This is a genomic window from Devosia sp. GW821-FHT12F11 (genome assembly GCF_058806655.1).
Map to the genome: position 1 here is coordinate 142,513 of NZ_JBXAPX010000010.1, position 26,233 is coordinate 168,745.

The window sequence follows — 26,233 nt, forward strand, 5'->3', positions numbered from 1 at the left end:
GGCGGCGCAGCAAGCCGGCCTACCCGAATGCTGGAGGAGGCAGTTTTGACGTTCCCGGCTTCCGCCGAACTTCGCAACGATCCGGTCGCGCTGATCCGCGACAAGGCGCTGTGGATCCGCCGGCGCAGTTTCCAGATGGTCTACGAGGCGCAGCTGGGTCACCCCGGTGGCGATTTCAGCGCCGCCGACGTGCTGGCCACGCTGTATTTCGGCGTGCTGCGTCATGATCCCGCCGATCCACGCAACCCTGGCCGCGATCGCTTCGTGATGAGCAAGGGCCATTGCACCGGCGCCTTCTACGCCGTGCTGGCCGCCGCCGGGTTCTTTCCCGAAGCAGAGCTCACCACCTACATGCAGCCGCTGTCGATGCTCAACGGCCACCCCAACCGCAACTACCTGCCCGGCGTCGAGACCAATACCGGCCCGCTCGGCCACGGGTTGCCGGTCAGTGTCGGCATCGCCATTGCCGGCCAGATCGACAATGCCGATTTCCGCACCTTCGTGCTCACCGGCGACGGCGAGCTGCAGGAAGGCAGCAACTGGGAGGCGGCGCTTACCGCCGGCCATCGGAAGCTCGAGAACCTGACGCTGATCATCGACCGCAACCGGCTGCAGCAGGGCGCCCGCACCGAGGAAACCGCCAGCCTCGACCCGCTCGACGACAAGTGGCGCGCCTTCGGCTGGCATGTCGAAATGGTCGATGGGCACGATCACCGCGCCCTCTACGAGGTTTTGAGCAAGTCGCCCAAGGGCCGCGGCAAGCCGCTCTGCGTCATCGCCAACACATTCAAGGGCAAGGGCGTCAGCTTCATGCACGACAACGTCGCCTGGCACCACGGCGTGCCCAACAAGGAACAATACGAGCAAGCCATGCGGGAACTCGCCTGATGAGCGCCGCCGCCCCCACCCCCGCCGGCTGGCACGATTGCCGCGACACCTTCTCGAAAACCGTCGAGGCGCTGGCCGAAGCCGATCCGCGCATCGTCACCGTGGTGAGCGACAGCGTCGGCTCGTCCAAGTTGGTCAATTTCAGGAAGCGCTGGCCCGAGCGCATGGTCAATGTCGGCATCGCCGAACAGACCGTGGTTGCGGTGGGCGCCGGCCTCGCCAATGGCGGCAAGATCCCCTTCGTTTCGGCCGCTGCCTGCTTCCTCACCGCCCGGGCGATGGAGCAGATCAAGGCCGATATCGCCTATACCAATGTCAACGTGAAGCTGATCGGCCAATCGAGCGGCGTCGCCTATGGCGAGCTCGGCCCTACCCACCATTCCATCGAGGATATGGCCTGGCTGCGGCTGCTCAACAACCTGACGCTGATCGTCCCCTCCGACCCCTGGGAAACCGAGCAGGCGATCCGCGCCGCCGCAGCGCTCGATGGCCCGGTGTTCATCCGGGTGAGCCGCATGCCGGTGCCCGACCTCAAGCGCTCCAACGAGAAGTTCGAGATCGGCAAGGCCGAGACGCTGCGTGACGGCAGCGACCTCGCCATCATCGCCAATGGCGTGATGGTGCACCGGGCCCTCGCCGCCGCCGAAGCCCTCGCCGCCGACGGCATCGCGGCGCGCGTCATCAACATGTCCACGGTCAACCCGCTCGACGAGGCGACCATTCTCGCGGCGGCGAAGACCGGCGCTGTCATCACCGTCGAAGAGCACTCGGTGCGCGGCGGCCTCGGCGGCGCAGTGGCCGAAGTGCTGGCGACGCACGATCCGGTGCCGATGCGCATTCTCGGCTTCCCCGGGTTCCTGCCCACCGGCTCGGCCGACTGGCTGCTCGAGCATTTCCATCTGAACGCCGCCGGCATTGCCGACGCGGCGCGCCAGCTGCTCCTTCGCAAATGAGCAACGGGCTGATCCTCGCCATCGACCAGGGCACCACCAACACCAAAGCCCTGGCATTCGACGCCGAGGGGCGGGTGGTGGCCAGTGCTGCGGTCGCGATGGCGGTCAGCTATCCGCAACCGGGCTGGGCCGAACAATCGGCGACCGACATCTGGCAGAGCGTCGGGCAGGTGATCGCCGAGGTGGTGGCCAAGGTCGGGCCGGATATGGACGCGCTAGCCATTTCCAACCAGCGCGAAACCATCGTCGTCTGGGACAGCCGCACCGGCGCCCCCATCGGTCCGGCCATCCTCTGGCAGTGCCGCCGCTCAGCCCCCGCCTGCGCCGCCATCCGCGCCGCCGGGCATGCCGAACTGATCGAAGCGCGCACCGGGCTCGGCGTCGATCCGCTGTTCCCGGCAGCCAAGCTTGCCTGGATCCTCGACCATGTCTCCGGCGCCCGCGAGGCTGCCGCCTCAGGCCAGCTGCGCGCCGGCACCATCGATGCCTGGCTGTTGTGGAACCTCACCGGCGGCGAGCACGCCACCGACCATTCCAACGCCTCGCGCACCCAGCTGTTCAACACCGAGGCGCTGGCCTGGGACGAAGAGCTCGGCCACATCTTCAACGTGCCGCTTGAGCTCCTGCCGAAAGTCCGCCCTTCGGACAGCGCTTTCGGCACCGTGGCGGCGGGCGTCTCCGCCCTCGCCGCCGGCACTCCCATCCACGCCATGATCGGCGACTCGCACGCCGCCCTGTTCGGCCACGGCGTGCGCGAACCGGGCACAGTAAAAGCGACCTACGGCACTGGCTCGTCGCTGATGACGCTGACCGCGGCCCGCATCATGAGCCGCGGCGGCCTCTCCTCGACCATCGCCTGGAGCAGCAGCGCCGGCGTCGCCTATGCGCTCGAGGGCAATATCTCGGTCTCGGGCCAGGCCGTCGCCTTCATGGGGAGCCTCCTCGGCATCACCGATCCCGCCGCCGTCGCTGCACTGGCCGCAACCGTGCCCGACAGCAATGGCGTCACCTTCGTGCCGGCCCTGGTCGGGCTCGGCGCCCCCTATTGGGATCCGGAGGCGCGCGGCAGCGTCTCGGGCCTCTCGCTCGGCACCAGCCCGGCGCACCTGGCGCGCGCCGCCGTCGAGGCCATCGCCTTCCAGGTCGCCGACGTCTTCTCCGCCATGGAAACCGACCTCGGCCAGCCTCTGGCCCGGCTCTCCGCCGATGGCGGCGCGGCGCGCAACGACATGCTGATGCAGTTCCAGGCCGACCTGCTCGACCGCCCGGTGTTGCGCGGCGAGCTGCCGGAAGTCAGCGCCGCCGGCGCCGCGCTGCTCGCCGCGACCGGCCTCGGCCGCAACACTACCCGCGCCAACAAGGCGCAGCGCCAATTCACCCCGCAGATGTCCGAAGCGCAGCGCAACGCGGCGCTTTCGGGCTGGCTGAGCGGCGTCGGCCGCGTGCTGCAGCGGGACCCCATCACCTGAACCAACCGCCCCGGGCGGAGCAACAAACGAGGGAGAACACCAAGATGAGCAAGCTGCGCTTCGGAGCCGGCATCTGGCACTTTGCCACCTATGTCGACCGCTACGCCACCGACGGCTATGGCGAGCCGCGCAACGTCATCGAGGCCATCGACCTCGCCGGCAAGGTGCGCGATTTGAGCGTCGTCGACATCAACTACCCGTTCTTCGGCGGCGAGTTCAGCAACGCTGAGATCAAGACGGCGCTCGAGCGCAACAAGCTCGGCGTCATCGGCATCACCCCCGAGATCTACACCCGCGAGTTCAGGAAGGGCGCCTTCACCAACCCCGACCCCGGCATCCGCCAGCGCGCCCACGAACTGATCACCGAAGCCGCCGGCGTGGTGCGGGCGTTCGGCGCCGAGTACGTCAAACTGTGGCCGGGCCAGGACGGCTGGGATTATCCGTTCCAGGTCGACCACGGCGCGCTGTGGAAGAACTCGCTCGACGGCGTCGGCAGGCTCGCCAGCGAGAACCCGGACCTCAAGTTCGTCATCGAATACAAGCCGCGCGAGCCGCGCGTGCATATGAGCTTTGACTCGCTGGCGCGGACGCTGCTCGGCATCGAGAAGATCGGCCTCCCCAATGTCGGCATCCTCCTCGATTTCGGCCACGCCATCTTCGGCGGCGAATCCGCGGCCGACTCCGCCCAGATGGCCATCGACTACGGCCGGCTGTTCGGCATGGACGTCAACGATAACTACCGCTCCTGGGACGACGACCTGGTGGCGGGCAGCCTGCACCCGATCGAGCTGTTCGAGTTCTTCCATGTCCTGCGCAAGAACAAGTGGGACGGCGTCTGGCAGCTCGACCAGTTCCCGTTCCGCGAAGACAGCGTTGCGACCGCCGACCACGCCATCGACTTCCTCAAGGCGGTCGATCGCGGCCTCGAGGCGCTGGATTTGAAGGCCCTGCGCAAAGCCCAGGACGAGCACGACGCCATCACCGCGCTGCGCATCGCCCAGAAGGCGCTGTTCGGGGCGTTCTAAGGAACGGCCCCTCCGATCCTCCCCCGCCCCGCGGGGGAGGATCCCCGACTGCACGTACCGAGCCAGTACGCGGACAAGTGGCCGCACCGACAAATGGGGCACTTTCCAACCGCCCCGACGCCACCTATACCCGATGCACACACTGAGCTGAGGACGGGACGCTGCCGGGATTTTCGCCTGACGTCGCATTGGGAACACTATGTGCCTTGCCATTTCTGGCATGCATCCTCGCCTATGCGCTGCAGGGTCGATTATCCTCAGGAGCGGTATACGTCGCCGGCGGCGTCGCGGCCCTGCTCTTCCTCGTCACGCTGCTGCTGTTCCCCCAGATTTCCGCAGGCGGCGCCATCGTGCATCGCATCGAGTGGATCCCGCAGCTCGGGCTCAACCTGACGCTGCGCATGGATGGCCTCGCCTGGCTGTTCTGCGTGCTGATCACCCTGATCGGCCTGCTCGTCGTGCTCTATGCGCGCTACTACATGTCACCCAAGGATCCGGTGGCGCGCTTCTATGCGCTGCTGCTCGCCTTCATGGGGGCGATGCTGGGGCTCGTACTCTCCGGCAACATCATCCAGCTCGCCGTGTTCTGGGAGCTGACCAGCCTCGTCTCGTTCCTGCTCATCGGCTACTGGTACCACCGCGGCGATGCGCGCGATGGCGCCCGCATGGCGCTGATCGTCACCGGTATGGGCGGGCTGGCGCTGTTCGTCGCCATGCTGCTCATCGGCCATATCGTGGGCAGCTACGAGCTCGATGACGTGCTGGCCTCGGGCAGCACGCTGGTCGATAGCCCGCTCTACCCGGTGACGCTGATCCTGTTCCTGCTCGCCGCCTTCACCAAGAGCGCGCAGTTCCCGTTCCAGTTCTGGCTGCCCAATGCCATGACGGCGCCGACCCCGGTCTCGGCCTATCTCCACTCGGCGACCATGGTGAAGGCCGGCGTGTTCCTCCTCACCCGCTTCTGGCCGGTGATGTCGGATTCCGAGCTGTGGTTCGCCATCGTCACCTATACCGGGCTCGCCACGCTGATCTTCGGCGCTGCCGCCGCCTTGTTCCAGCGCGACCTCAAGGGCCTCCTCGCCTATTCGACCATCAGCCATCTCGGCCTCATCACCACGCTGCTCGGCATGGGCACGCCGCTCGCCGCCGTCGCTGCGATCTTCCACATCGCCAACCACGCCACCTTCAAGGCGTCGCTGTTCATGGTGGTGGGCATCATCGACCACGAAACCGGCACCCGCGACGTGCGCAAGCTCAGCGGCCTGTGGCGACTGATGCCGTTCACGGCCACCTTCGCCATCATCGCCAGCGGCGCCATGGCCGGGGTGCCACTGCTCAACGGCTTCCTTTCGAAGGAGATGTTCTTCACCGAGACGGCGGAGTTCCACCCCGACATCTTCGTCAACTACTCGCTGCCGATCGGCGCGACCATCGCCGGCATGCTGAGCGTCGCCTACTCGATCAAGTTCGTGCATGGCGTATTCTTCGGGCCGCCGCCGACCGAGCTCGACCGGGTGCCGCACGAACCGCCGGCGCTGATGCGCCGGCCGATGGAACTGCTTGTCGTGGTCTGCCTCGCGGTCGGCATCATCCCCGGCATCACCATCGGACCGTTCCTCGCCGCGGCGGTACAGTCGGTGCTCGGCGCCGACACCCCCTATTACAGCCTCTCGGTCTGGCACGGCTTCAACTGGCCGCTGCTGATGAGTCTCCTCGCCATGCTCGGCGGCGTGGTGATCTACGTGCCCTATTACCGGCGCTTCCGCGATGTCGACGGGCTGCCCTTCCTGACCCGCTTCCGCGGCCAGCGCATCTTCGAGCGCCTGCTGCTGAATGCCACCAACAAATGGGCGCGCAGCTTCATCGAGCTGTTCGGCACGCAGCGGCTGCAACCGCAGATCTTCATCGTCGTACTGCTGGCGCTCGCCGCCGGCGTCGCGGCCGGCTGGGCCCGTATGGGCAACCTGCCGCTGCCGCAAAGCTTCGATCCGGTGCTCGGCCTCGTCTGGCTCCTGGGCGGCATCAGCGCCATCGCCGCCGCGCAGCAGGCGAAGTTCCACCGGCTGGCGGCGATGATCCTGATGGGCGGCGCCGGGCTCGCCACCTGCATCACTTTTGCCTGGCTGTCGGCCCCCGACCTGGCGCTGACCCAGCTCCTCGCCGAAATCGCCACCACGGTGCTGATCCTGCTCGGCCTGCGCTGGTTGCCCAAGCGCCTGCCTGTACCCGACGACCTGACCATGAAGATGCGGCTGCGACGGGCTCGCGACGTAGGCCTCGCCGTGCTGGTAGGGCTCGGCGCAGCGCTTGCCAGTTACGCCATCATGACCCGTAGCGCGCCGCCGGGGATCTCGGAGTTCTTCCTCGCCAACGCCTACAAGCAGGGCGGCGGCACCAATGTGGTCAACGTCATGCTAGTGGATTTTCGCGGCTTCGACACCATGGGCGAGATCACCGTGCTGGGCGTCGTGGCGCTGACTGTGTTCGGCCTGTTGCGCCGCTTCCGGCCGGCCGTCGACAGCGCCGAGCGGCCCGAACAGCAGCGCCTGCTCGATGGCAGCGCCGAGGGGCAGCGCGTCGCCGACGATTTCCTGCGCATCCCGGCGCTGATCATGAGCTGGCTGTTCCCGGTGGTGATCCTGATCGCCATCTACATGCTGCTGCGCGGCCACGACCTGCCCGGCGGCGGCTTCATCGCCGGCATCATCATGTCGCTGGCCTTCATCCTGCAATACATGGCGCACGGCACCCGCTGGGTCGAAGAGCGGCTGCGCGTCCTGCCGGTGCTGTGGATCGGCTGGGGTCTCGGGCTCGCCATGCTGACCGGGCTCGGGGCGATGGCGCTCGGCGCGCCGTTCCTCACCTCGGCCTTCGCCTATGCCGAGATCCCGCTGATCGGCAAGATCCCGCTGGCCACCGCGTTGCTGTTCGACCTGGGCGTCTTCGCCCTGGTGGTCGGCGCCACGGTGCTGATGCTGATTGCGCTGGCGCACCAGTCGATCCGCCGGCCCAAGCCTGCCGGATCGGCCAAACCCAAGGAACGCGAGGGGCTGGCCAAATGGAACTGATCCTCGCTGCCGCCATCGGCGTGCTTGCTGCCTCCGGCGTTTACCTGATCCTGCGCCCCCGCACCTTCCAGGTGATCATCGGGCTGTCGCTGATCTCCTACGCGGTGAACCTGTTCATTCTCGCCATGGGCCGGCTGCGCATGGATGCCGCGCCGATCCTCGATGGCGCCAACGCCAACCCGGCCGACTATGTCGACCCGGTGCCGCAGGCCCTCGTGCTCACCGCCATCGTCATCGGCTTTGCTATGACGGCTTTGTTCCTCGTGGTGCTGCTGGCCGCCCGCGGCTTGACCGGCAATGACCATGTCGATGGGAAGCTCGACTGATGGCCGAGCTCAACCACATCGCCATCCTGCCGATCCTCGTGCCGATGGCGGCGGTCATCGCCAACCTGCTGCTGGGGAACCTCCGCCCCATCAGCCGCGTAAGGCTCAATCTCGCCTTCAGCGTCGTGCTGCTGCTGGTTTCGATCCTGCTGCTGGTGGTGCTGGCGCGATCGGATGGGAACCTCGCGGCAGTCTACCCGCTCGGCAACTGGCCAGTGCCGTTCGGCATCGTGCTGGTCGCCGACCGGCTGGCGGCGGTGATGGTGCTGATCACCTCGATCCTGTCGCTCGCGGCCCTCCTCTATGCCTCAGCGCGCTGGCACAGCCGCGGCAGCAACTTCTTCCCGCTGTTCCATGCCCTGACCATGGGGCTCAACGGCGCCTTCCTCACCGGCGACCTGTTCAACCTGTTCGTCTTCTTCGAACTGCTCCTGGCCGCGTCCTACGGGCTGACGCTGCATGGCGGCGGCCGCAACCAGGTGAAGGCGGCGCTGCACTATATCGCCATCAACCTCGTCGCCTCGTTCCTGTTCCTCATCGGCGTGGCGCTGATCTATGCCACCACCGGCACGCTCAACATGGCCGATATCGCCCGCGCCGTGCCGCTGATCGCGCCTGACGATCGCGGGCTGTTCGATGCCGGCGCCGCAGTGCTCGGGGTCGCCTTCCTGATCAAGGCCGGCTCCTGGCCTCTGCATTTCTGGCTGCCGCGCACTTATTCCTCGGCCGCCCCGCCCGTCGCGGCCCTGTTCGCGGTGATGACCAAGGTGGGGTTCTACGCCATCCTTAGACTCTGGACCCTGGTCTTCGCCAACGCCTCGGGCCCGGAACTGGCGTTCGGGCAGAGCGTGCTGCTGGTGCTGGGGCTGGCGACCATCGCCTATGGCAGCATCGGCGCGCTGTCGAGCAAGGCGCTCGACCGGCTGGCGAGCTACCTGATCCTCGTCTCCGCCGGCACCCTCCTCCTCGCTGTCGGCTACAACGCGCCCGGGGTGACCAGCGGGGCGCTCTACTATGTGGTGGTCGCCACCCTCGCCGCGGGGGCGCTGTTCCTGCTCAAGGATGTGATCGACCAGATCCTGCCGGCCGAAGCGCAGGTGCTGGCGGTGTCGCTCGAAATCTACGGCGACGAGGAAGAGGTGCCCGATGACAGCGACGAGGTAAGCCGCACCGTGCCCGGTGCTGCGACGCTGGTCAGCTGGTGCTTTGCCATCGCTGCGCTGATCATGGCCGGTTTGCCGCCGCTCTCCGGTTTCGTGTCGAAATTCGCCATGATCTCGGCAGCGCTCGGCGCCGGGCCGACGGCCGCCACCTGGTGGTTCATCGCGGCGCTGATCGGCTCGGGGTTCCTGGTACTGGTGGCGATGGTGCGCAACGGCATCAACATCTTCTGGACCTCGCTGCCCGACAGCGACGTGCCGCGGGTCCGCACCGCAGAGCTCGCGCCGATCGTTATGCTGCTAACGCTCTGCGTGCTCCTGGCGCTGGCCGCCGGTCCGGCGATGGCGTTCTTTGCCGAGACGGCGGCGTTCATCCACTCGCCGCAGGGCTATATGGATGTGGTGCTGCCCACGGAGGCCGCGCCATGAAGCGGCTGTTCCCCTACCCGGTTCTCGCCGCGCTGCTGCTGCTGATGTGGCTGGTGCTGCAGCAATCGATCGGCTTCGGCCAGATCCTCCTCGGTGGCGCTGTCGCCGTTGCAGTCGCGCTCGCTGCCAGCGCCATCCTGCCGGGGCGCGTGCGTTTCCGGCGCCTCACCAGCCTGTTGCAGCTGGTGGTGGTCGCCGGCATCGACATCATCCGCTCCAACATCGCGGTGCTGCTGATCCTCATCAACCCCAGGGCCGAACCCTCCGCGGGCTTCATCAAGATGGAATTGCAGCTGACCAACCAGTTCGGGCTGGCGGTGCTGGCGTGCCTCCTCACCGCGACGCCGGGCAGCGCCTGGCTCGAGTATGATGGCGAGCGCAACACCGTGCTGATCCACGTGCTCGACCTCATCGACAAGGATGCGTGGGTGGCGACCGTCAGGCACCGCTACGAGCGGTTGCTGCTGGAGATTTTCGAATGAGCCAGATGATCCTCGACTGGAGCCTCTTCGCCGCACAGCTGATGCTGGGCATCGGCATGCTCGCAACGCTCTACCGCATGGTGCGCGGCCCGCGCGCCCAGGACCGGATCCTGGCGCTCGACGCGCTCTATGTCGTCGGCCTGCTGCTGCTGGTGACGCTCGGCATCCGCACCGGTTCGCAGATCTATTTCGAACTCGCCATGCTGATCGGGCTGCTCGGCTTCGTCGGCACGGTGGCGCTGGCCAAATTCCTGATGCGCGGCGAGGTGATCGAATGATCGACGCGCTGCCGCTCTGGCTTTCCATCCTGGTCTCGGTTTGCGTCGTCGTCGGCGCCGGGCTCACCATGGCCGGGTGCCTCGGCCTCGTCCGCTTCACCGATTTCTACCGCCGCATCCATGCCCCCACCATGGGCACCAGCATGGGGGGCGGCCTGATCCTCCTCGCTTCGGCGATCTTCTTCACGGTGACCCAGCAGCGGCTGGTGATCCACGAGCTGGTGATCTTCCTGTTCGTCACGGTGACGACCCCGGTGACGCTCATGCTGCTGGCCCGGGCCACGCTGTTCCGCGATCGCATCGAGGAAGCTAAGGAGGCGAAGCCGTCCGACAAGGACTAGCTCGCCACAACTGTGCGCGACTTGGCGTGCTTTGGCACTCACCCTCCCGCACCACCGGATGTCATCCCACCTCAGGGGACCCATCTCGCCGCCTGCTCCAACTGATGGTTGGGTCCCAGCTTTCGCTGGGATGACACCTCGAGTGGGGCGATAGCGGAGGATCAGTGGCCGCCCTGCCCGCATCTGCAAGCCTGTCGCAAGCTTGCTGGCGCAAGGTGCTCCGGTGTGAATCGAGGTGCCGCAGAATGACCAAACCAGACCTGACCATCGTCCGCGACGTGTTCGACCTGACCGGAGCGCGCTGGACCGTGCCGGTGCTGGTGGCGCTGGAAACCGGCCGGCTGCGCTTCGGCGAAATCGCCCGCGATGTCGGCGGCGTGGCCCAGAAGCAGTTGGCGGCGACGCTCAGGGAACTGGAACGCGACGGCTTCGTCGAGCGCACCGCCTTCGCCACCATTCCGCCGCGGGTCGAGTACGAACTTACGGAATTGGGCGAAGAACTGGTCGGCGGGGTCAAGCGGCTCGGCTCGATCGCCCTGAACAACCGCGACCGCATCGTTACGGCACGACGGGAGTTTGCGGCACGGGCGGAGAATTCTGTAGGGATCTAGCACCACCGGCGCAGTCGGCGTCCCTCTCCCGCTTGCGGGGGAGGGCGCGCTGACTGCCGATTTCCGCTTCCGTCTACATCTTGTGTTCAGCGTTGTCGCACGTGACCGCCGGGTTGAACGGCATCAGGTCGCCCGCCGGATTGGTGCGGTAGAGCCAGACATGCTGGTCGTAATGCGGCATGAAGCCATGGGCCTCGTCGCCGGCGGTCGCCGGGTCGTCGGCCATATGGTCCCAATGCCGGCCGTTGAGCACCAGCTCCTCGGTCTTGCCCGACGCATCCCAGGCCGCTTGAAACACCAGGTTCTCCACTGCCACCAGCTCGAGCGTGCCATCGGCCTGCGGCTCGTAGATCAGCACCGACGGCTTCATCCAGTCGGTATGGGTGCTCTTGCCGTCGACCTTGGGCGCGGTGCCGGTGATCTCGAGCAAGCCCGGGTGAATGTAGTGGAGCCCCATGGCGCCAAGCTCGGCCGGCAACCCGGAATTGGCGGCAGACACGCAGTGATTTTCGGGCAGGATGTAGCCATCGGCCAGCGCCACCTTCACGTCCTTGTACTTGTCCACGGCCTTGCGCATGTCGTCGAGGCTGACATCGGCGGCCAATGCAACCATTGGGCAGAACGAAGCAGCCAGTGCAAAAAGAGCTAGTCCTCTCATGTTCTTCCTCCCACGCGAGACGCCACAGGCGTGCGGCCTGCGGCTGCCGGACCAACATATCACGCCGCAAGCACGCGCCACCAGTAACAGCTGAGGCCGGATTCATCAGCCAAGGCAGGTATTTGCCAAGACCATCCGAGTACGTCATGCTGCAAGTCGCATATGTCGACTGACGATGTGCTACCCGCTGTTCGCGCTTTCGATTTCGACATCCCGCCAGAACACTGACTTTGGTCGCCATCATGAAGCGGACTTTTGTCGCTCTACTCCTGACCTGCCTCAGCCAGGCGACACCAGCGGCAGAGACCGTAGGCCAGCCGCCGACCTGGGCGGATATCAACGCCATCGTCACCAAGCACTGCGTGATGTGCCATTCCGCCCAGGGCGCCGGGCGCGGCCTCCGCCTCGACAGCTATGCCCTAGCGATGGCCGGCAGCAAGGATGGCCCGGTGCTGCTGCCGGGCGACCCCGAAGGCAGCGAACTGATCCGCCGGCTCAAGGGCATCAGCACCCCACGCATGCCGTTCCTCAGCTACCCGCTGGCGGATGAAGAGATCGCACTGTTCGTCCGCTGGGTGGAGGCGGGGATGCCGGAGCGGTAGCCGGGGAACGTGCACCGGCCTCTCCTAATCCTCCCCCGCGTGGCGGGGGAGGGGGACCGCCGGAGGCGGTGGAGGGGCCCCCCCGGCAAGAGTCGCCAGCTTGGGCTCCCCCCTCCACCAGCTTCGCTGGTCCCCCTCCCCCGCCACGCGGGGAAGGATCGCCGCACCGCTAGTGCCAACCCCTTACTTTCCCGCCGGCAACGCCCCGATCCCGCCGCCGATCGCGACATTCAGCGCCACATAATTGCTGGCATACTGCCGCGTCGACGTGGCCAGCTGGGCTTTGGCGTCGAACAGGCTGCGTTCGGCATTGAGCACGTCGAGGATCTGCCCCTGCCCTTCCTGGTAGCTTTTGCGCGCCAGCTCGAGCTGCCGCTGCGCGCTGTCGGACACCTTGCTCGCCGCGTCGATGCTGCGGCCGTCGCGGCGCACCGCGGCCAGCGCGTTTTCGGTCTCCTCGATGGCGCCACGCACCGCGCTCTGCCAGCTCAGATAGGCCTGGTTCACTTTCGACAACGCCGCCTGGTGGTTGGCCTTGGCCCGCCCGCCATCGAGGAACGGCAGGTTCAGCGTCGGCCCGAACCCCCAGCTGGTGGTGTTGCCGCCGGCCAACGCCGCCAGCTGGATATTGCCGCTGAGCGTAATCGACGGATACAGCTGCGCCTCGGCGATCCCGGCATTGGCGGTCGCCGCCAGCAGCGCCCGCTCGGCCGCCTGGATGTCCGGGCGCTGCCGGATCAGGTCGGCCGGAACGCCGGCATTCACCTTGGCCCGCGGCCAGGGCTGCGGCGCGCCCTTGATCAGGTCCTTCTCGATCGCGCTCGTTGATTGCGCGGTGAGCGTCGCCAGCCGGTTGAGGCTGCGGACGAACCCGAGCTCCTGGCTCGGCAGCTGCAGCGACGCCGCATCGAGCGCGCTCTGCGCCTGCAGCACATCGAGCTGCGAGCCGGCCCCGTTCTTGAGCAGCGACTGCGTCAGCTCGAGCGTCTGCTGGCGGGTGGCAAGGCTCGAGCGGGTCAGCGCCAGCGATTCCTGATAGTAGCGCAGGTCGATATAGGCGTTGGTGAGTTCCGACAGGAAGGTCAGCCGCGCGGTGTCGGCCGAGAGGTAGGCCGCATCGAGATTGGCCTCGGCGGCGCGGCGCGAATTGCCGTATTGCCCGAACAGGTCGAGCATCCACGACGCCGTGGCACCATAGGTCACCGACGAACTCGAAGCGCCCGAGCCACCGCTTTCGCGCCCGGTGACGCTGCCCGAGGCCGAGGGCAGCACGGTGGCGCCGACGGCGATCATCCCGGCATTGGCCTCGTTGATCCGCTCCACCGCCTGGGCGATCGAGAGGTTCTGGGCAAGCCCGCGATCGATCAGCCGGCTCAGCCGCTGGTCGCGGAACGCCGTCCACCACGCCTTGTTGCTGTTGTCGACCGAAGCCCTGGCGCTCGGCGAAGCGCTGAAGCTCGTCGCCACCGCCATCTGCGGTTTCTGGTAGGCGAGCGAGGAACAGCCCGCCAGCAGCGCCGCGATGCTGACGGCAACGAGCAGTCGGGGCAGGCGCGCGGAGCGCGCCCGCAAAGCCGGTGCGGTGATCATGATCAGTCCTTGGGTTATCGGATCAGTGCGGGACGACCTCAGCCGCCTCGGGCGTAGGGGAATGCTGCGCCGACTTGCGCCGACGCAGCACACGCTTGACCAGTCCGCTCAACGAGTCGGTGTAGGTCAGCATCACGGGAACGACGACCAGCGTCAGCAGCGTCGAGCTGATCAGCCCGCCGATCACTGCATGGGCCATCGGCGCGTTCTGGCTCGACCCCTCGTGGAGGCTGAGCGCCAAGGGCAGCATGCCGAACACCATGGCGAGCGTCGTCATGATGATCGGGCGGAAGCGGGTGCCCCCGGCCTCGACCAGCGCATCATATAGGTTCCAGCCTTCGCGCACATGCTGGTTGGCATTGTCGACCAGCAGGATGGCGTTCTTCACCACGAGGCCCATCAGCATGATGAAGCCGATCATCGACATCATGTTGAGCGTCGAACCACCGATCAGCAGCCCGACCAGCACGCCGATCAGCGACAGCGGCAGCGCCATCATGATGGCGATGGGCTGGACGAAACTGCCGAACTGGCTGGCCAGCACCAGGTAGATGAACACCACCGCGAGCAGCAGCGCCGAACCGGCGGACGAGCCGATATCGCCCAGTTGCTCGGCATCGCCGCCCATCGACATCCGGTAGCCCGCGGGCATCTCGATCGCGTCGATCGCCGCCTGGATCTTGGGCATCAGCTCGCCGATATTGGCGCCGCTGATATTGGCGTCGACCGTCACCTGCCGCGACAGGTCCTGCCGGTTGATCTCGGCCGGGCCGGTCGAGGTTTCGATAGCGGCAATGTCGCCGAGCCGGATCACCGCGCTGTCATTGCGGCTGATCGGCAGGTTGGAGAGCAGCTCGACGCTGTTGCGCTCGCCTTCCGGCAGCCGCACCACCAGCTTGTAGGTTTCCTCGGCCGGCGAGGTCCATTCGCTGACCTCTTCGCCTGATAGCATCGGCTGCAGCACCGCGCCCACCTGCTGCAGCGAGATGCCGGCTTCGCTGGCGAGCTCGCGGTTGACCCGGATGCCGACGATCGGCTGCGCCGCATCGAGCGAGGTTTCGATATCGGTGAGGCCGGGGATCTCGGCAAGCTCTGCCGCCAGCTGGTCGGTCAGATCGCCCAGCACCGCAAAGCTATCGCCATAGGCGGTGACCTGGATCGGCTTGCTCAGGCTGCCGAAGCCGCTCGAGACGCCGACAATGGTCTTCACCCCGGGCACCTGAGCGAGAAGATCTCGAACTGGCGCCGTCATTTCGTGCGGCATCAGCTGGCGTTCGCCCGGCGGCACCATGGTGACGACGACGGTGCCGGCATTGTTGCTCGAGACGCCCTGCCCACCGGCCACGGTGGCATAGGTGCGCTTCACTTCGGGCAGGGTGCGCAGCAGCGCTTCCACCTGCCGGACCTTCTGGCCGGTATAGTCGAGCGAGGAGCCCTGCGGCGTCTCCACTTCGACCTGGAACTCGCTGTTGTCGGTCGCCGGCGTCACCTCGAAGCCGACCAGGGGCACCAAAGCGAAACTGGCGAAGAACAGCACCACGGCCGTACCAAGCGTCGTCATCCGATGCCTCAGGCACCAGCGCAGCAGCGCCCGATAGCCGCCGGCGCACCACTCGAAGAAATGGTCGAACTTCGCCACCGCCCGACCGAGCGGGCCGCGCCTGGCGCCCGGTTCGGAATCCGGGTCGTGCCATACCGACGACATCATCGGGTCGAGCGTGAAGGCGACGAACAGCGAGATCAGCACCGCCACCGAGACGGTGACGCCGAACTGCAGGAAGAACCGCCCCATGATGCCGTCCATGAAGGCGACGGGGAGGAACACCGCGACGATCGAGAGCGTCGTCGCCAGCACCGCGAGGCCGATCTCGTTGGTGCCGTCGAGCGCCGCCTGCACATGGTTCTTGCCCATATGCAGGTGCCGCATGATGTTCTCGCGCACCACGATCGCGTCGTCGATCAGGATGCCCACCGACAGCGACAGCGCCATCAGCGTCATCATGTTGAGGGTGAAGCCGAGCGCGAACAACACCGTCATGGTGCCAATGATCGAGATCGGCAGCGTCAGCGCGGTGATGACGGTCGAGCGCCATGAGTTGAGGAACAGGAACACGATCAGCACGGCGAGCCCCGCGCCCTCGACGATCATGTTCTGCACCGTGTGGAAGGATTGCTCCACCGGCACGGCATTGTCGGCCACCACGTCGATGCTGACGCTCTCGGGCAGCTCGCGTTCCGCGAGCCGTTCGATCTCCTGGTGCACGGCCTTGGCCACGCCGACGGTGTTGGCGCCCTGCACCTTGATGATGTTGATCGCCAGCGCCCGTTCGCCATTGATGAAGGCGAGGCTCTTCTCGTCGCCCTGCCCCTGGGTGATAGTCGCGACATCGCCGAGCCGTACCGCCTGGCCGCCGGTGCGCGACACGATGATGTTGCGGAAATCCTCGACATCCTCGAGCCGGCCCTCGACCTGGATGGCGCGCGACACCGCGCCCTCGGTGATGGTGCCGGCCGGCAGGTCGAGATTGTTCTGGCGGATCGCCGAGATCACCTCGGACATGCTGACGCCGAAGCCGTCGAGCCGGTCCGGATCGACCAGCACGTCGAGCTGCGCCGGCACACCGCCGACGAGATCGGCGCTGCCGACGCCAGGGATATTGCGCAGCCGGTTGACCACCACATCATCGGCCAGCTGGGTCAGCTCGCGCGCGCTGAGCGTGTCGGAGCGGATGGCCAGCGACATGATCGGCATGGCGTTGGGGTCGAACCGCAGCACCCGCGGCTTGTCGGCATTATCGGGCAGGTTCGCTTCGATGCCGGCGATCTTGTCGCGCACCTCCTGCACCGCGTCGACCGAGCTCACCTCCATGTCGAACATCATGATGATCATCGCAGCGTTCTGCTGCGCGATCGATTGCAGCGTATCGATGCCGCTGATCGAGTTCACCGCGTCTTCGATCGGCTTGATGATGTCGTTCTCGACCGATTGCGCAGAGGCGCCGGGATAGTTGACCACCACCGCGACGACCGGCAGGTCGATATTGGGCATCTGCTCGATGGAGAGGCGCGAGTAGGAGTAGAGGCCGAACACCAGCAGCGCCACCATGACCATGGTGGCGAAAACCGGGTGGCGGACGCTGATCTTGGTGAGGAACATGGCTCAGTTCTCCACCACGGTGACGCGCATGCCGGGCTTCAGATCGTCGAGCTGGGCGGCCACATAGCTGTCGCCGGCCGCTAGGCCCGAGGCGAGCTCGGTCATCCGGCTCGACGCCCACTGGCGCGCCACTTCGACCGGCTGGCGCAGCAGGGCGCCGTCGACGATCTTCAACACATAGCGCCCTTCGGCATCCTCACGCAGGGCGGCGTCGGGCACGGCAAACGCTCCCTTCGCTTCCTCGATGACGATGCTGCCCGAGGCAAACATGCCGCCGCGCAGCTCTGCCCCGGGGTTGGGCACCGAGATCAGCACCGGCACGGTGCGGGTGCCCTTGGCCGCCACCGGGCTGACGCCCTCGACCGTCGCGGCAAAACTCCGGCCCGGCAGTCCCTCGACCGTGAGAGTGACAGGCTGGCCGGGCGACAGTTTCGGGCTGGCGCTCACCGGCACATAGGCGGTCATTTCCATCATCGAGAGATCGACGAGGTCGAACAAGGCGGCGCCCGAGGTGATCAGCTGGCCGGGTTCGATCGAGCGCGCCGCGACGATGCCGTCGAACGGCGCGGTGATGGTGGCGTTGCGGATCACCAGCTCGGCGCCGGCGACCTGCGCCTCGAGCGCTGCGAGGTTGGCCTTCAGCGCCTCGATCGAGGCTTTCTCGGATTCCACCGTGGCGCTGGGGGTGAGGCCGCTATCGGCGAGCCGCAAGGTGCGCTCGAGCTGGTTCTCGGCCTGCGCCAGCTGCGCCCGCGTCGCCGCGGCAGTGCTGCGCTGCTGGCTGAGCTGGATCTGGGAGGTTTCGACATCGACCGTAGCCAGCACATCGCCTGATTTCACCTGGTCGCCGATCCGCACGTCGACGCTCTTCAGCGTGCCGTTGACCTGCGAGGCGATGGCGATGGAGCGTCGCGGCATCAGCGAACCCGTCGCCTTCAGCGTTTCCGACAGGGTCGACGGCTGGACCGTCGCGACGTCGATGCGGAGCAGCCGCTTCACCACATCCGCGGCCGATGCGGCGGTTTCGGTCGGCGTCGAGGCCTGCGGGGCAAGGAACTGCGGCAAGACGAACACCGCGAGGCCGACCACCACCACGGCGGCGCCGGCCCACATCCAGGGGAAGCGCGCCGGCTGGATGCCGGCCGCCAGCAGCGCCCGCTTCTTCAGTTCGCGCCGGCTCAGCGCCCACTCGGGCTTCGGGGCGGGCTGGATTGCGGGCTCGTCCATGGCGCATTCCTCAGGGGTGATGGGTCCAAACACGTCTCGTCGCCCCGGGATGACCCGAGCAGCGTGAGGGGATGGCTTTTCCGCCGCCAAGCTTGCATGAACCTTGCGTGGCCCCAGCGCAGCGCGCATGGGCCGGTTGCGCCAGGCGCCATGCCCCGGCGCAACAGCTCATCGTCGCCCGGCGCAAGCTTTCGGCAAGCTTGATCGGCGATGACGACGAAGGAGGTGCCGATGCGGCTATTGCTGGTTGAAGACGAGCCCGACATGGCGGCCTTGCTGCGCACCGCGCTCGCGAGGCACGATTTCATCACCGATCACGTGCCCTCGATCGAGTTCGCCATCGAGGCGATCGAGACGGTGGCACATGACCTCGTCATCCTTGACCGGCAGTTGGGCGATGGCGACGGCGCCTCGCTGATCGCCCATATCAGGAAGCGCCGGCCCCACACCCCGATCGTCGTGCTCTCGGCCATGGGTGGCGCCAACCATCGCATCGAGGGTCTGAACCTCGGCGCCGACGATTATCTGGCCAAACCCTTCGTCGTCGACGAACTGGTGGCACGGCTGCGCGCCGTGCTGCGCCGGCCCAGCCAGGTGGAAACCGCGCCGCTCAGCATGGGCAACCTGTCGCTCGATCTCAACCACGGCGATGTGTTCGTCGATGGCGAAAAGGTCAATCTGCCGCGCCGTGAGTACCTGGTGCTCGAAAGCCTGATGCGCCGGTCCGGCCGCACCGTGCGCCGCGCCGTGCTCGAGGAAGACGTCTACGGTTCGGACGACGAGATCCAGTCCAACTCGCTCGAAGCCCATATCTCGCGCCTCAGGCGCAAGCTTGCCGAGGCCGGCAGCAGTGTCGAAATCCATCCGGTGCGTGGCGTCGGCTACCTCCTCAGGCAATCATGATCCGCGAAGCCAAACCCGTCCGCCTCGAACGGCGCCTCACCCGCCGCATGATCCAGGTGCAGGCTGTCGCCCTGCTGCTGTTCTTCGGCCTCGTGGTGTTCCCGCTCGGCATCTATCCGGCGCTTCGCTACATCGAGGCGCCGCCGCTCGATCCGGGCAACCCCGAGATTTTCGCCGAAGCGATCCGCCCCACTCCCGGCGGCGCCGCCCAGGTGGAGATGACACCCAAGCTCAAGCAGCTGATCGCCGACAAGCCCGGGGTCTGGTTCCTCGCCTCGACCGAGGCTGGCACCGTGGTTTCGCTCGGCAAGATTCCGGTGTTTTACGACGAGCTGAACACCGCGCTCTGGGAGTTCGCTTCGGTCGACGTTCGCCCGCGCGCCGGGTCCCCGGTGGATGCGCTGCAGCTCGAACGGCACCGCAGCCAGATCGGCGATGTCATGGTCGCGTCGGGTGGCGGGCGGACCATCGGCGTCGTGTCGTTCGTCGCCGGGTTCTGGGCCCTGTTCAGCCTGTCCCTGCTCGCCATCACCACCATCGCCGCCGCCATCATCATCCCCCGGGTGATCCGGCGTGAGCTGCGTGGCCTGAAGGAGGCGGCCGAACAGGCCGAACTGATCGACATCGATGCGCGTGGCACGCAACTGCCCACGGAGAACGTGCCGCAGGAGGTCCGCGCCCTGGTCGACGCGGTCAATGGCGGACTCGCGCGGCTCGACAAGGCCTATGCGCAGCGCGAGCGCTTCCTCGCCGATTCCGCGCATGAACTCCGCACCCCGATCGCCATCCTCCAGACCCGGCTGGAGACCGCCGAGCCGTTCCCCGAAAAGGCCCGTTTGCTGATGGATGTCGCCCGCCTCTCGAGCCTCGCCGACCAGCTGCTCGACCTGCAGCGCATGGACCTGGGTGAAACCACGATGGAGCCGCTCGACCTGGTCGAACTCGCCGGCACCGTGGTCAGCGATCTCGCGCCGCTCGCCCTCAACGCCGGCTATGAACTGGGGCTCAACGCGCCGGATGCGCCGGTGACGATCCGCGGCGACGAAGGCAGCCTCACCCGCGCCCTCGCCAATGTGGTGCAGAACGCGATCGTCCACGCCGCCAACCACGGCCAGATCGTCGTCGAGGTCAGCACCAACGGCACCATCTCGGTGATGGACGACGGCCCCGGCATCGCCCCAGCCGACCGCGAGCGCATTTTCGAGCCGTTCTACCGCATCAAGCCGCTGGCCACCGGCGCCGGCCTCGGCCTCAACCTCGTCGCCTCGATCGTCCAGCGCCACAAAGGCCGCGTGGCGGTCACGGAGTCCTCCACCGGCGGCGCAAAATTCTCGATGACGCTGCCGCTGGCAGAGGGGTAACGCGGACATTGCAGTCGGCGTCCCTCTCTCGCTTGCGGGGGAGGGCGCCCGATTGATGGCCTTGTGCGCCCTACGACGCCAGACTGATATGCGAGGTCGTGTCCCGCGCGATGTAGCTCTGGATCTGCCGCACGATCTGGGCCGCGTGTTCGGCGGCCAGCTTATCCGCGAGCTCGGCGTCGCCGGCGGCAACCGCGGCCACCATTGCCTCGTGCTCGTCGACATATTGGCGCGGCAGGGTGTCGTCGAAGCTCTGGTAGTAGAGCCGCAGAATCCGCCGCCCTTCGTCCAAGAGCCGGGTGAACAGTCCGGTGAAATAGCTGTTGCCGCCGGCCGCGGCGATCGCCACGTGGAAATCGCGGTTGGACTGGATCATCTTCAGCGCGTCGCGCTGCTGCACCGCCTCGGCATAGGCGGCCTGGAGCTTGCGGATCGCTACCATGTCGCTGTCGCGCCGGTGTACCGCGGCGCCGCGCGTAGTCACCCGATACATCAGGGTCAGCGCCTCGAAATAGATCGGCAACCGCACGAAATCGATCGAGGAGACGATGGTGCTGCGGTTGGGCAGCGTCGTCACCAGCCCCTCGGCCGAGAGTCGCACCAGCGCTTCGCGGATCGGGGTGCGCGACATGTCGAACTGCGCCGACAAGCCCACTTCGTCCAGCGCGCTACCCGGCTCCAGCGTCAGATCGAGGATCGACTGGCGCAGCTTCTCATAGACGGTCTGCGCCCCCTGCCCGCGCACCCGCACCGGCTCGCCGTCACTCGGCGGCGCCTTGCCCCTCTTTGTCGCCCCGCGCATTGCAGCCACGACGATTCTCCTGCATTCAGCCTTATCGGCGCTAGAAAGCCGGTTCCACGGGGGATTGCAACGGCTGCTTCCGGCTATGCCTGCTGCTCCCCTCCCCCCGCGGCGCTACTGCGTCCTCCAGGGGGGAGCAGCGTCCGAGAACTACAGAGCGATCGCCGCCGTCATGCGCTCGAGCCAGGCCTGCGCCGATGGCGACAGCTTGTTCGAAAGCGCCTCACGCACCCGCGCATGATAGCCGTCGAGCCAGGCCACCTCCTCGCGGGTCAGCGCACTGAGATCCGCCAGTGACAGGTCGATCGGCGCCAGCGTCAGCGTCTCGAAACGCAGGAACCCCGGTGCCGCGCCGACCGTCTCCACCTGGTTCTCGACCCTGAGCCCGAACTCGCCTTCGCGGTAATAGCCGGGCTCGATGGTCATGATCACGCCGGGGGCGAACTCATAATTGTTCACCACCTTGCCGAAGCGCTGCGGGTGTTCGTGCACCGAAAGGAAGTGCCCCACCCCGTGCCCGGTGCCGTGGTCGTAGTCGAGCCCGAGATCCCACAGCGGCCGTCGCGCCAGTGCATCGAGGTGGTGGCCGCGCGCCGTCACCGGGAACTGCGCCGTCATCAGCGCCACGAAGCCTTTGAGCACGGCGGTATAGGTGCGGCGCACCTCGTTTGACACCGGAGCGAAGGCGGTGGTGCGGGTGACATCGGTGGTGCCGGTGAGATACTGCCCACCGGAATCGATCAGGTAGACGCCTTTGGTGCTGAGCGGCGCATTGGTCGCTTCGCTCGAGGCGTAGTGGCACATCGCGGCGTTCGCCGCCGCGGCCGAGATCGAGCGGAAGCTCGGCTCGACGAAGCCCTCGCCCCGGGAGCGGAACTCCAGCAGCTTGTCCTCGGCTTCGAGTTCGGTGATCGGCTTGCCGGCCGCCTCGCGGGCCGCGACATTGGCGGCGAGCCAGCTCAGGAACTCGGTGAGCGCTACGCCGTCGCTCACATGTGACGAGCGGAAGCCGTCGAGCTCTGTCGTGTTCTTGATCGCCTTGGCGATGGTGATCGGGCTCGTCTCCGAGAGCACCGTGCCCCCTGCCCCGGTCACCGCCAGCGCCGTCGCCACCGAGGCGAAACGCGGATCGACCAGCGCCCGCTTGCCACCCGAGCGCGCCGCGATGCCGGCGAGCAGGTCGGCCGGCGAACGCGTCGTCACCGCTTCGAGCTCATAGGCCTCCCGATCGTTGGGGAGCTTGCGCTCATCGACGAACCACTCGGTGTCCCCGCTCTTGTCGAGCAACAGGAAGGACTGCGGCAGTGGCGTGTATTTGACATCGCTGCCCCGCACATTGAGCAGCCAGGCGATATTGTCCGGCTGCGTCTCGACCAGGAAATCCGCCCCGAGCTCGGCCAGCCGCGCCCCGATGCGGCGGCGCTTCGACAAGGCCGTCTCGCCGGCATTGGCGAAACTGCTGATCCGCCCGGTCGGCGGCTCGGGCTGATCCGGCCAGATCGCGTCGACAGGATCGGCCTCGAGCGGCACCAGCTCGCCGCCTGCCTGCTGCATCGCTGCCGCGAGCCGCTGATGCAGGTCGGACGGAATCAGCATCGGGTTGAAGCCGATCTTCCGGTTGCGCGGCAGCTTTTCGCCGAGCCAGCGCTCCAGCGGAAAGTCAAAAAAATGCGAGATCTCGAACGCCTCGAGATCGACTTCCTGGCGCACCTGCACCTGGTAGCGGCCATCGACGAAGATCACCGCCTCACCTGATGTCACCAGCGCGATGCCGGCCGAACCGGTGAAGCCGGTGAGATAGCGCAACCGCTCGTCATGCGGCGCGCAATATTCGCCCTGATGGGCATCGAAACGCGGCACGATTACCCCGTCGATGCCAAGAGCCCCGAGATGGGCCCGAAGCGCCTGAAGTCTGGTCATGGTCAGAAGCCGTACTTGGAGAGATCCGGCCGGCTCTTCAGCCCGGCCTCGGTGATGGCACGGACTCGTGCTTCCTCGGCACCGACCAGCGGCAGCCGCGGCGCCCGGGTCACCGGCGAGGTGCCGCGGACAATGGCCTCGACCAGCTTGATGTTCTGTACGAACTTAGGCCCGATATCCATGCTGAGCAGCGGCAGGAACCAGCGGTAGATCTCCATCGCCTCGGGGATCCGCCCCTGTGCCGCCAGCTTGTAGATGGCCACAGTTTCCCGCGGGAAAGCCACCACCAGCCCGGCGATCCAGCCCGAACAGCCGAGGATCAGGCTTTCGAGCGCCAGGTCATCGACGCCGGTCAGCAGCTGATAGCGATCGCCGAGCGCCCGCAGCGTCTCGTTGATGCGGCGGGTATCGCCGGTCGATTCCTTGATGGCGACGAATTTCGGCTCGTCCGCCATTTCCTTCAGCATCGCCTCGGTGACGTTGATGCCGTAGGCGATCGGGTTGTTATAGATGATGATCGGCAGGCCCGAGGCGGCGGCGATGGCCCGGTAATGCGCCACCACTTCGCGATCGTCGGCGAGATAGCGCATCGCCGGCAGCACCATCAGCCCCTCGATGCCGAGTTTCTCGGCTTCGGCGGCGAGCGAAGCGCCGGCCCGGGTCGAATCCTCGGCGATGGTGAGAAGGATGGGCCTGCGGCCCGCTGCTTCTTCGATCGCCGCCTTGGCGATGGCGAGCTTTTCCTCGCGCGTCAGGCTCGAGGCCTCACCGAGCGAACCACAGACGATGACGCCGTCGACGCCGGATTCGATCTGGTAGGCGACATCCGCGCGCACCGCGCTCAGATCGACCTCCTGGTCAGCCGTCATCTTGGTGGTGATTGCCGGGAACACGCCACGGAAATCGCTCTTTTGCATCGTCTTGTCCTGTCTCGCGGGCAACGGCCGCACTCGTCGTTCGGGACGCAGCGCGGCGTCCGGCTTTGCCAGTCTCATAAGATGAAAAGCGACTGTCGGCAAGTTGTCGACATTCCTATTGACAAGCTGCGTACAGGCTGTCGACTATCGCTGGTACGGGAGCGGCTGCCCTCTGCAGCCGCTCATCCACATCAGGAGGGAACCCATGGCGCATACCACACCGAAACGCCGGAAACTGCTGCCGCGGCTGGCGCTCGCCGGCCTCGTCGCGACCGCTCTGTCGACCCTGCCAAGCCTGGCGCAGGACGCCCAGCCCGGCGGCACGTTGCGCATCCTTGGCACCGAGGATCTCGACCATTTCGACCCGACCTCCGCGGCTTTGGTCACCACCAACAATTTCCTGCGCGCCGTATCGCGCCAGCTTATCTCCTACGAGGCTTCGACCGACGAAACGGTGCGCATCACCCCCAAGGGCGACCTCGCGACCGAAGTGCCGCAGCCGACCGATGACGGGCTCACCTACACCTTCAAGATCCGCCAGGGCGCCCAGTGGAACGCCCCCTCGGGCGCGCGCCAGATCACCTCGGCCGACCTCGAGCGCGGCTTCAAGCGCATGTGCAACCCGGCGCTCGGCTCGGCGGCGCTGACCTATTACTCAAGCCTCGTCGCCGGCATGGCCGAGTTCTGCGACGGCTTTTCCAAGGTCGAGCCGACCGTCGAGGCGATGAAGGCCTATATCGAGGGCAACGACATCACCGGCATCGAGACGCCGGACGATGAGACCGTGGTGATCAAGCTGACGCAGCGCGCCGGCGACTTCATCTACATGCTGTCGCTCGCCACCTCCGCCCCGGCGCCGATCGAAGTGCTCGACTACATGCCGGATGGTCCGGATTACCGCAGCAATTTCATTGCCAGCGGCCCCTACACTCCGGGCGCCTACACCCCGGATTCCTCACTGCAGCTGGTGCGCAACCCGGCCTGGACCGCCGACAGCGATCCGCTGCGCAAGGCCTATGTCGACCAGATCGACATCACCTTCGGCCTCACCGTCGACGCCATCATGCAGCAGCTGCAATCGGGCGACGGCGACATGACCTATGACGTCACCATCCCGCCGGCGATCCTGCAGATGCTGACTGCCCAGGGCGACGAAAAGCTGATGACGGTGTCGTCGGGCAACACCAACTTCATCTTCATCAACACCGTCTCAGGCAACAACAATGGCGCGCTCAAGGACCTGAAGGTCCGCCAGGCGCTGAACTACGCCGTCGACAAGGCCGCCATTGTCCAGCAGATGGGCGGGCCGTCGATCGCCAAGCCCGTCAACGGCATTTTCGGCCTCGGCGTGCTCGGCTATCACGAGTTCGACCTCTACCCGTCCCCCGAGGCCAAGGGCGACCCGGAAAAGGCCAAGGCGCTGCTTGCCGAGGCCGGCTTCCCCGACGGCATCACGCTGAAAATGCCGTTCCGCAACAAGGGCAACGAGCCGGCGGTGGCGCAGACCATCCAGGCCTCGATGGCCAAGGCCGGCATCACCCTCGAGCTGACCCCGGTGGCTCCCGCAGACTACTACTCGAAGTTCATGACCAACCCGGTGAACACCCAGGAAGGCACCTGGGATATCGCGCCGGTCGGCTGGACTCCGGATTGGGCCGGCGGCTCCGCGCGCTCGGTGTTCCAGCCGCAGTTCAGCTATGACGGCACGCACCAAACCTACAACTACACCGACTACAACAACGACAAGGCCAACGAACTGGCCCAGCAGGCGATCAACGCCACGACGCCCGAGGAAGTCGGCGCGCTCTGGGCCCAGGTCGACGAGCTGGTGATGGCCGATGCGCCGGTGGTGCCGCTGATCGCCAACCTGATCGTGCTCTACCACGGCGCGGCAGTGCAGAACTTCCAGCCCTACTCGATCGGCGTCCAGGGCGACTGGACCAATGTCTGGCTGCAGCAATAGGCTGGGGCTGGTTGAACGCCCACACTTCCCCTCTCCTCGCGGTGAGGGGAAGTGCGATTTCGGCGATCACAAGCGGTATCTTTCGGGCTCGTGGTCGAGTGGA

The 26,233-nt window shown here is 66.7% G+C and carries 22 protein-coding genes; 15 read left to right on the forward strand and 7 right to left on the reverse strand.

Going from position 1 to position 26,233, the window contains the following annotated elements:
- Positions 1 to 135 precede the first annotated feature (135 nt).
- The 11 genes from AC1ROK_RS25710 (at position 136) to AC1ROK_RS25760 (ending at position 11,030) form a co-directional block, all read left to right on the forward strand.
- Positions 136 to 888: a transketolase gene (locus AC1ROK_RS25710; RefSeq protein ID WP_492852367.1), complete on the forward strand. Its 753-nt coding sequence runs from the start codon at positions 136 to 138 to the stop codon at positions 886 to 888.
- Positions 888 to 1,841: a transketolase family protein gene (locus AC1ROK_RS25715; RefSeq protein WP_492852267.1), complete on the forward strand. Its 954-nt coding sequence runs from the start codon at positions 888 to 890 to the stop codon at positions 1,839 to 1,841. Before AC1ROK_RS25710 ends, AC1ROK_RS25715 begins: the two co-directional genes overlap by 1 nt.
- Positions 1,838 to 3,310, forward strand: a complete 1,473-nt coding sequence (locus tag AC1ROK_RS25720) for an FGGY family carbohydrate kinase (protein WP_492852269.1) — start codon at positions 1,838 to 1,840, stop codon at positions 3,308 to 3,310. The genes AC1ROK_RS25715 and AC1ROK_RS25720 overlap by 4 nt, the downstream gene beginning before the upstream one ends.
- Positions 3,311 to 3,354: 44 nt before the next feature.
- On the forward strand, positions 3,355 to 4,335 hold the full coding sequence (locus AC1ROK_RS25725; RefSeq protein WP_492852271.1) for a sugar phosphate isomerase/epimerase family protein: 981 nt from the start codon (positions 3,355 to 3,357) through the stop codon (positions 4,333 to 4,335).
- Positions 4,336 to 4,523: 188 nt separating this feature from the next.
- Positions 4,524 to 7,403: a monovalent cation/H+ antiporter subunit A gene (locus tag AC1ROK_RS25730; RefSeq protein WP_492852273.1), complete on the forward strand. Its 2,880-nt coding sequence runs from the start codon at positions 4,524 to 4,526 to the stop codon at positions 7,401 to 7,403.
- Positions 7,394 to 7,729, forward strand: coding sequence for a Na+/H+ antiporter subunit C (locus AC1ROK_RS25735; RefSeq protein ID WP_055883493.1), 336 nt, complete (start codon positions 7,394 to 7,396; stop codon positions 7,727 to 7,729). The genes AC1ROK_RS25730 and AC1ROK_RS25735 overlap by 10 nt, the downstream gene beginning before the upstream one ends.
- Positions 7,729 to 9,318 carry a monovalent cation/H+ antiporter subunit D gene (locus AC1ROK_RS25740; protein ID WP_492852275.1) on the forward strand — a complete coding sequence of 530 codons (1,590 nt, stop codon included), beginning with the start codon at positions 7,729 to 7,731 and terminating at the stop codon, positions 9,316 to 9,318. Before AC1ROK_RS25735 ends, AC1ROK_RS25740 begins: the two co-directional genes overlap by 1 nt.
- Positions 9,315 to 9,800, forward strand: coding sequence for a Na+/H+ antiporter subunit E (locus AC1ROK_RS25745; RefSeq protein ID WP_492852277.1), 486 nt, complete (start codon positions 9,315 to 9,317; stop codon positions 9,798 to 9,800). Before AC1ROK_RS25740 ends, AC1ROK_RS25745 begins: the two co-directional genes overlap by 4 nt.
- Positions 9,797 to 10,078 (forward strand): K+/H+ antiporter subunit F, encoded by a 282-nt coding sequence (locus AC1ROK_RS25750; protein ID WP_492852279.1) that lies wholly within the window; start codon positions 9,797 to 9,799, stop codon positions 10,076 to 10,078. Before AC1ROK_RS25745 ends, AC1ROK_RS25750 begins: the two co-directional genes overlap by 4 nt.
- Complete coding sequence (gene mnhG, locus AC1ROK_RS25755) at positions 10,075 to 10,419, forward strand: monovalent cation/H(+) antiporter subunit G (protein ID WP_492852281.1); 345 nt, start codon at positions 10,075 to 10,077, stop codon at positions 10,417 to 10,419. The genes AC1ROK_RS25750 and mnhG overlap by 4 nt, the downstream gene beginning before the upstream one ends.
- A gap of 245 nt (positions 10,420 to 10,664) precedes the next feature.
- Positions 10,665 to 11,030, forward strand: coding sequence for a winged helix-turn-helix transcriptional regulator (locus tag AC1ROK_RS25760; RefSeq protein WP_492852283.1), 366 nt, complete (start codon positions 10,665 to 10,667; stop codon positions 11,028 to 11,030).
- 73 nt (positions 11,031 to 11,103) lie between these two features.
- Here the strand turns inward: AC1ROK_RS25760 and AC1ROK_RS25765 are convergent, their stop codons facing one another.
- A complete protein-coding gene (locus AC1ROK_RS25765) occupies positions 11,104 to 11,643 on the reverse strand; it encodes a hypothetical protein (RefSeq protein ID WP_492852285.1) in 540 nt (179 codons plus the stop codon).
- 287 nt (positions 11,644 to 11,930) lie between these two features.
- Here AC1ROK_RS25765 and AC1ROK_RS25770 point away from each other — a divergent pair, with 287 nt between their 5' ends.
- Positions 11,931 to 12,290, forward strand: coding sequence for a c-type cytochrome domain-containing protein (locus AC1ROK_RS25770; RefSeq protein ID WP_492852287.1), 360 nt, complete (start codon positions 11,931 to 11,933; stop codon positions 12,288 to 12,290).
- A gap of 183 nt (positions 12,291 to 12,473) precedes the next feature.
- Here AC1ROK_RS25770 and AC1ROK_RS25775 read toward each other — a convergent pair whose 3' ends face one another.
- The 3 genes from AC1ROK_RS25775 to AC1ROK_RS25785 are packed head-to-tail and all read right to left on the reverse strand — an operon-like array spanning position 12,474 to position 18,264.
- Positions 12,474 to 13,880 carry an efflux transporter outer membrane subunit gene (locus AC1ROK_RS25775; RefSeq protein ID WP_492852289.1) on the reverse strand — a complete coding sequence of 469 codons (1,407 nt, stop codon included), beginning with the start codon at positions 13,878 to 13,880 and terminating at the stop codon, positions 12,474 to 12,476.
- Positions 13,881 to 13,902: 22 nt separating this feature from the next.
- Positions 13,903 to 17,037: an efflux RND transporter permease subunit gene (locus tag AC1ROK_RS25780; protein WP_492852291.1), complete on the reverse strand. Its 3,135-nt coding sequence runs from the start codon at positions 17,035 to 17,037 to the stop codon at positions 13,903 to 13,905.
- A 3-nt stretch (positions 17,038 to 17,040) separates the two neighbouring features.
- Entirely contained in the window at positions 17,041 to 18,264 is a 1,224-nt protein-coding gene (locus AC1ROK_RS25785) for an efflux RND transporter periplasmic adaptor subunit (RefSeq protein ID WP_492852293.1), read from the reverse strand.
- A 231-nt stretch (positions 18,265 to 18,495) separates the two neighbouring features.
- Here AC1ROK_RS25785 and AC1ROK_RS25790 point away from each other — a divergent pair, with 231 nt between their 5' ends.
- Both AC1ROK_RS25790 and AC1ROK_RS25795 read left to right on the forward strand, forming a co-directional pair.
- Positions 18,496 to 19,167: a response regulator transcription factor gene (locus AC1ROK_RS25790; RefSeq protein ID WP_492852368.1), complete on the forward strand. Its 672-nt coding sequence runs from the start codon at positions 18,496 to 18,498 to the stop codon at positions 19,165 to 19,167.
- Positions 19,164 to 20,528: a sensor histidine kinase gene (locus AC1ROK_RS25795; RefSeq protein ID WP_492852295.1), complete on the forward strand. Its 1,365-nt coding sequence runs from the start codon at positions 19,164 to 19,166 to the stop codon at positions 20,526 to 20,528. The genes AC1ROK_RS25790 and AC1ROK_RS25795 overlap by 4 nt, the downstream gene beginning before the upstream one ends.
- A gap of 70 nt (positions 20,529 to 20,598) precedes the next feature.
- Here AC1ROK_RS25795 and AC1ROK_RS25800 read toward each other — a convergent pair whose 3' ends face one another.
- The 3 genes from AC1ROK_RS25800 to AC1ROK_RS25810 form a co-directional block, all read right to left on the reverse strand.
- Positions 20,599 to 21,330 carry a GntR family transcriptional regulator gene (locus tag AC1ROK_RS25800; protein WP_492852370.1) on the reverse strand — a complete coding sequence of 244 codons (732 nt, stop codon included), beginning with the start codon at positions 21,328 to 21,330 and terminating at the stop codon, positions 20,599 to 20,601.
- A 150-nt stretch (positions 21,331 to 21,480) separates the two neighbouring features.
- Positions 21,481 to 23,250: a M24 family metallopeptidase gene (locus AC1ROK_RS25805; RefSeq protein WP_492852297.1), complete on the reverse strand. Its 1,770-nt coding sequence runs from the start codon at positions 23,248 to 23,250 to the stop codon at positions 21,481 to 21,483.
- Positions 23,251 to 23,252: 2 nt separating this feature from the next.
- A complete protein-coding gene (locus AC1ROK_RS25810) occupies positions 23,253 to 24,167 on the reverse strand; it encodes a dihydrodipicolinate synthase family protein (RefSeq protein WP_492852299.1) in 915 nt (304 codons plus the stop codon).
- A gap of 205 nt (positions 24,168 to 24,372) precedes the next feature.
- Here AC1ROK_RS25810 and AC1ROK_RS25815 point away from each other — a divergent pair, with 205 nt between their 5' ends.
- On the forward strand, positions 24,373 to 26,130 hold the full coding sequence (locus AC1ROK_RS25815; protein ID WP_492852301.1) for an ABC transporter substrate-binding protein: 1,758 nt from the start codon (positions 24,373 to 24,375) through the stop codon (positions 26,128 to 26,130).
- The last annotated feature ends 103 nt before the right edge of the window (positions 26,131 to 26,233 follow it).

What these genes read in the sequence shown, in the direction of transcription:
- AC1ROK_RS25710 (WP_492852367.1), top strand. Translation starts at nt 136, where the DNA reads ATGGTCTACGAGGCGCAGCTGGGTCACCCCGGTGGCGATTTCAGCGCC.
- AC1ROK_RS25715 (WP_492852267.1), top strand. Translation starts at nt 888, where the DNA reads ATGAGCGCCGCCGCCCCCACCCCCGCCGGCTGGCACGATTGCCGCGAC.
- AC1ROK_RS25720 (WP_492852269.1), top strand. Translation starts at nt 1,838, where the DNA reads ATGAGCAACGGGCTGATCCTCGCCATCGACCAGGGCACCACCAACACC.
- AC1ROK_RS25725 (WP_492852271.1), top strand. Translation starts at nt 3,355, where the DNA reads ATGAGCAAGCTGCGCTTCGGAGCCGGCATCTGGCACTTTGCCACCTAT.
- AC1ROK_RS25735 (WP_055883493.1), top strand. Translation starts at nt 7,394, where the DNA reads ATGGAACTGATCCTCGCTGCCGCCATCGGCGTGCTTGCTGCCTCCGGC.
- AC1ROK_RS25740 (WP_492852275.1), top strand. Translation starts at nt 7,729, where the DNA reads ATGGCCGAGCTCAACCACATCGCCATCCTGCCGATCCTCGTGCCGATG.
- AC1ROK_RS25745 (WP_492852277.1), top strand. Translation starts at nt 9,315, where the DNA reads ATGAAGCGGCTGTTCCCCTACCCGGTTCTCGCCGCGCTGCTGCTGCTG.
- AC1ROK_RS25750 (WP_492852279.1), top strand. Translation starts at nt 9,797, where the DNA reads ATGAGCCAGATGATCCTCGACTGGAGCCTCTTCGCCGCACAGCTGATG.
- mnhG (WP_492852281.1), top strand. Translation starts at nt 10,075, where the DNA reads ATGATCGACGCGCTGCCGCTCTGGCTTTCCATCCTGGTCTCGGTTTGC.
- AC1ROK_RS25760 (WP_492852283.1), top strand. Translation starts at nt 10,665, where the DNA reads ATGACCAAACCAGACCTGACCATCGTCCGCGACGTGTTCGACCTGACC.
- AC1ROK_RS25765 (WP_492852285.1), bottom strand. Translation starts at nt 11,643, where the DNA reads ATGGTTGCATTGGCCGCCGATGTCAGCCTCGACGACATGCGCAAGGCC.
- AC1ROK_RS25770 (WP_492852287.1), top strand. Translation starts at nt 11,931, where the DNA reads ATGAAGCGGACTTTTGTCGCTCTACTCCTGACCTGCCTCAGCCAGGCG.
- AC1ROK_RS25775 (WP_492852289.1), bottom strand. Translation starts at nt 13,880, where the DNA reads ATGATCACCGCACCGGCTTTGCGGGCGCGCTCCGCGCGCCTGCCCCGA.
- AC1ROK_RS25780 (WP_492852291.1), bottom strand. Translation starts at nt 17,037, where the DNA reads ATGTTCCTCACCAAGATCAGCGTCCGCCACCCGGTTTTCGCCACCATG.
- AC1ROK_RS25785 (WP_492852293.1), bottom strand. Translation starts at nt 18,264, where the DNA reads ATGGACGAGCCCGCAATCCAGCCCGCCCCGAAGCCCGAGTGGGCGCTG.
- AC1ROK_RS25790 (WP_492852368.1), top strand. Translation starts at nt 18,496, where the DNA reads ATGCGGCTATTGCTGGTTGAAGACGAGCCCGACATGGCGGCCTTGCTG.
- AC1ROK_RS25795 (WP_492852295.1), top strand. Translation starts at nt 19,164, where the DNA reads ATGATCCGCGAAGCCAAACCCGTCCGCCTCGAACGGCGCCTCACCCGC.
- AC1ROK_RS25800 (WP_492852370.1), bottom strand. Translation starts at nt 21,330, where the DNA reads ATGCGCGGGGCGACAAAGAGGGGCAAGGCGCCGCCGAGTGACGGCGAG.
- AC1ROK_RS25805 (WP_492852297.1), bottom strand. Translation starts at nt 23,250, where the DNA reads ATGACCAGACTTCAGGCGCTTCGGGCCCATCTCGGGGCTCTTGGCATC.
- AC1ROK_RS25810 (WP_492852299.1), bottom strand. Translation starts at nt 24,167, where the DNA reads ATGCAAAAGAGCGATTTCCGTGGCGTGTTCCCGGCAATCACCACCAAG.
- AC1ROK_RS25815 (WP_492852301.1), top strand. Translation starts at nt 24,373, where the DNA reads ATGGCGCATACCACACCGAAACGCCGGAAACTGCTGCCGCGGCTGGCG.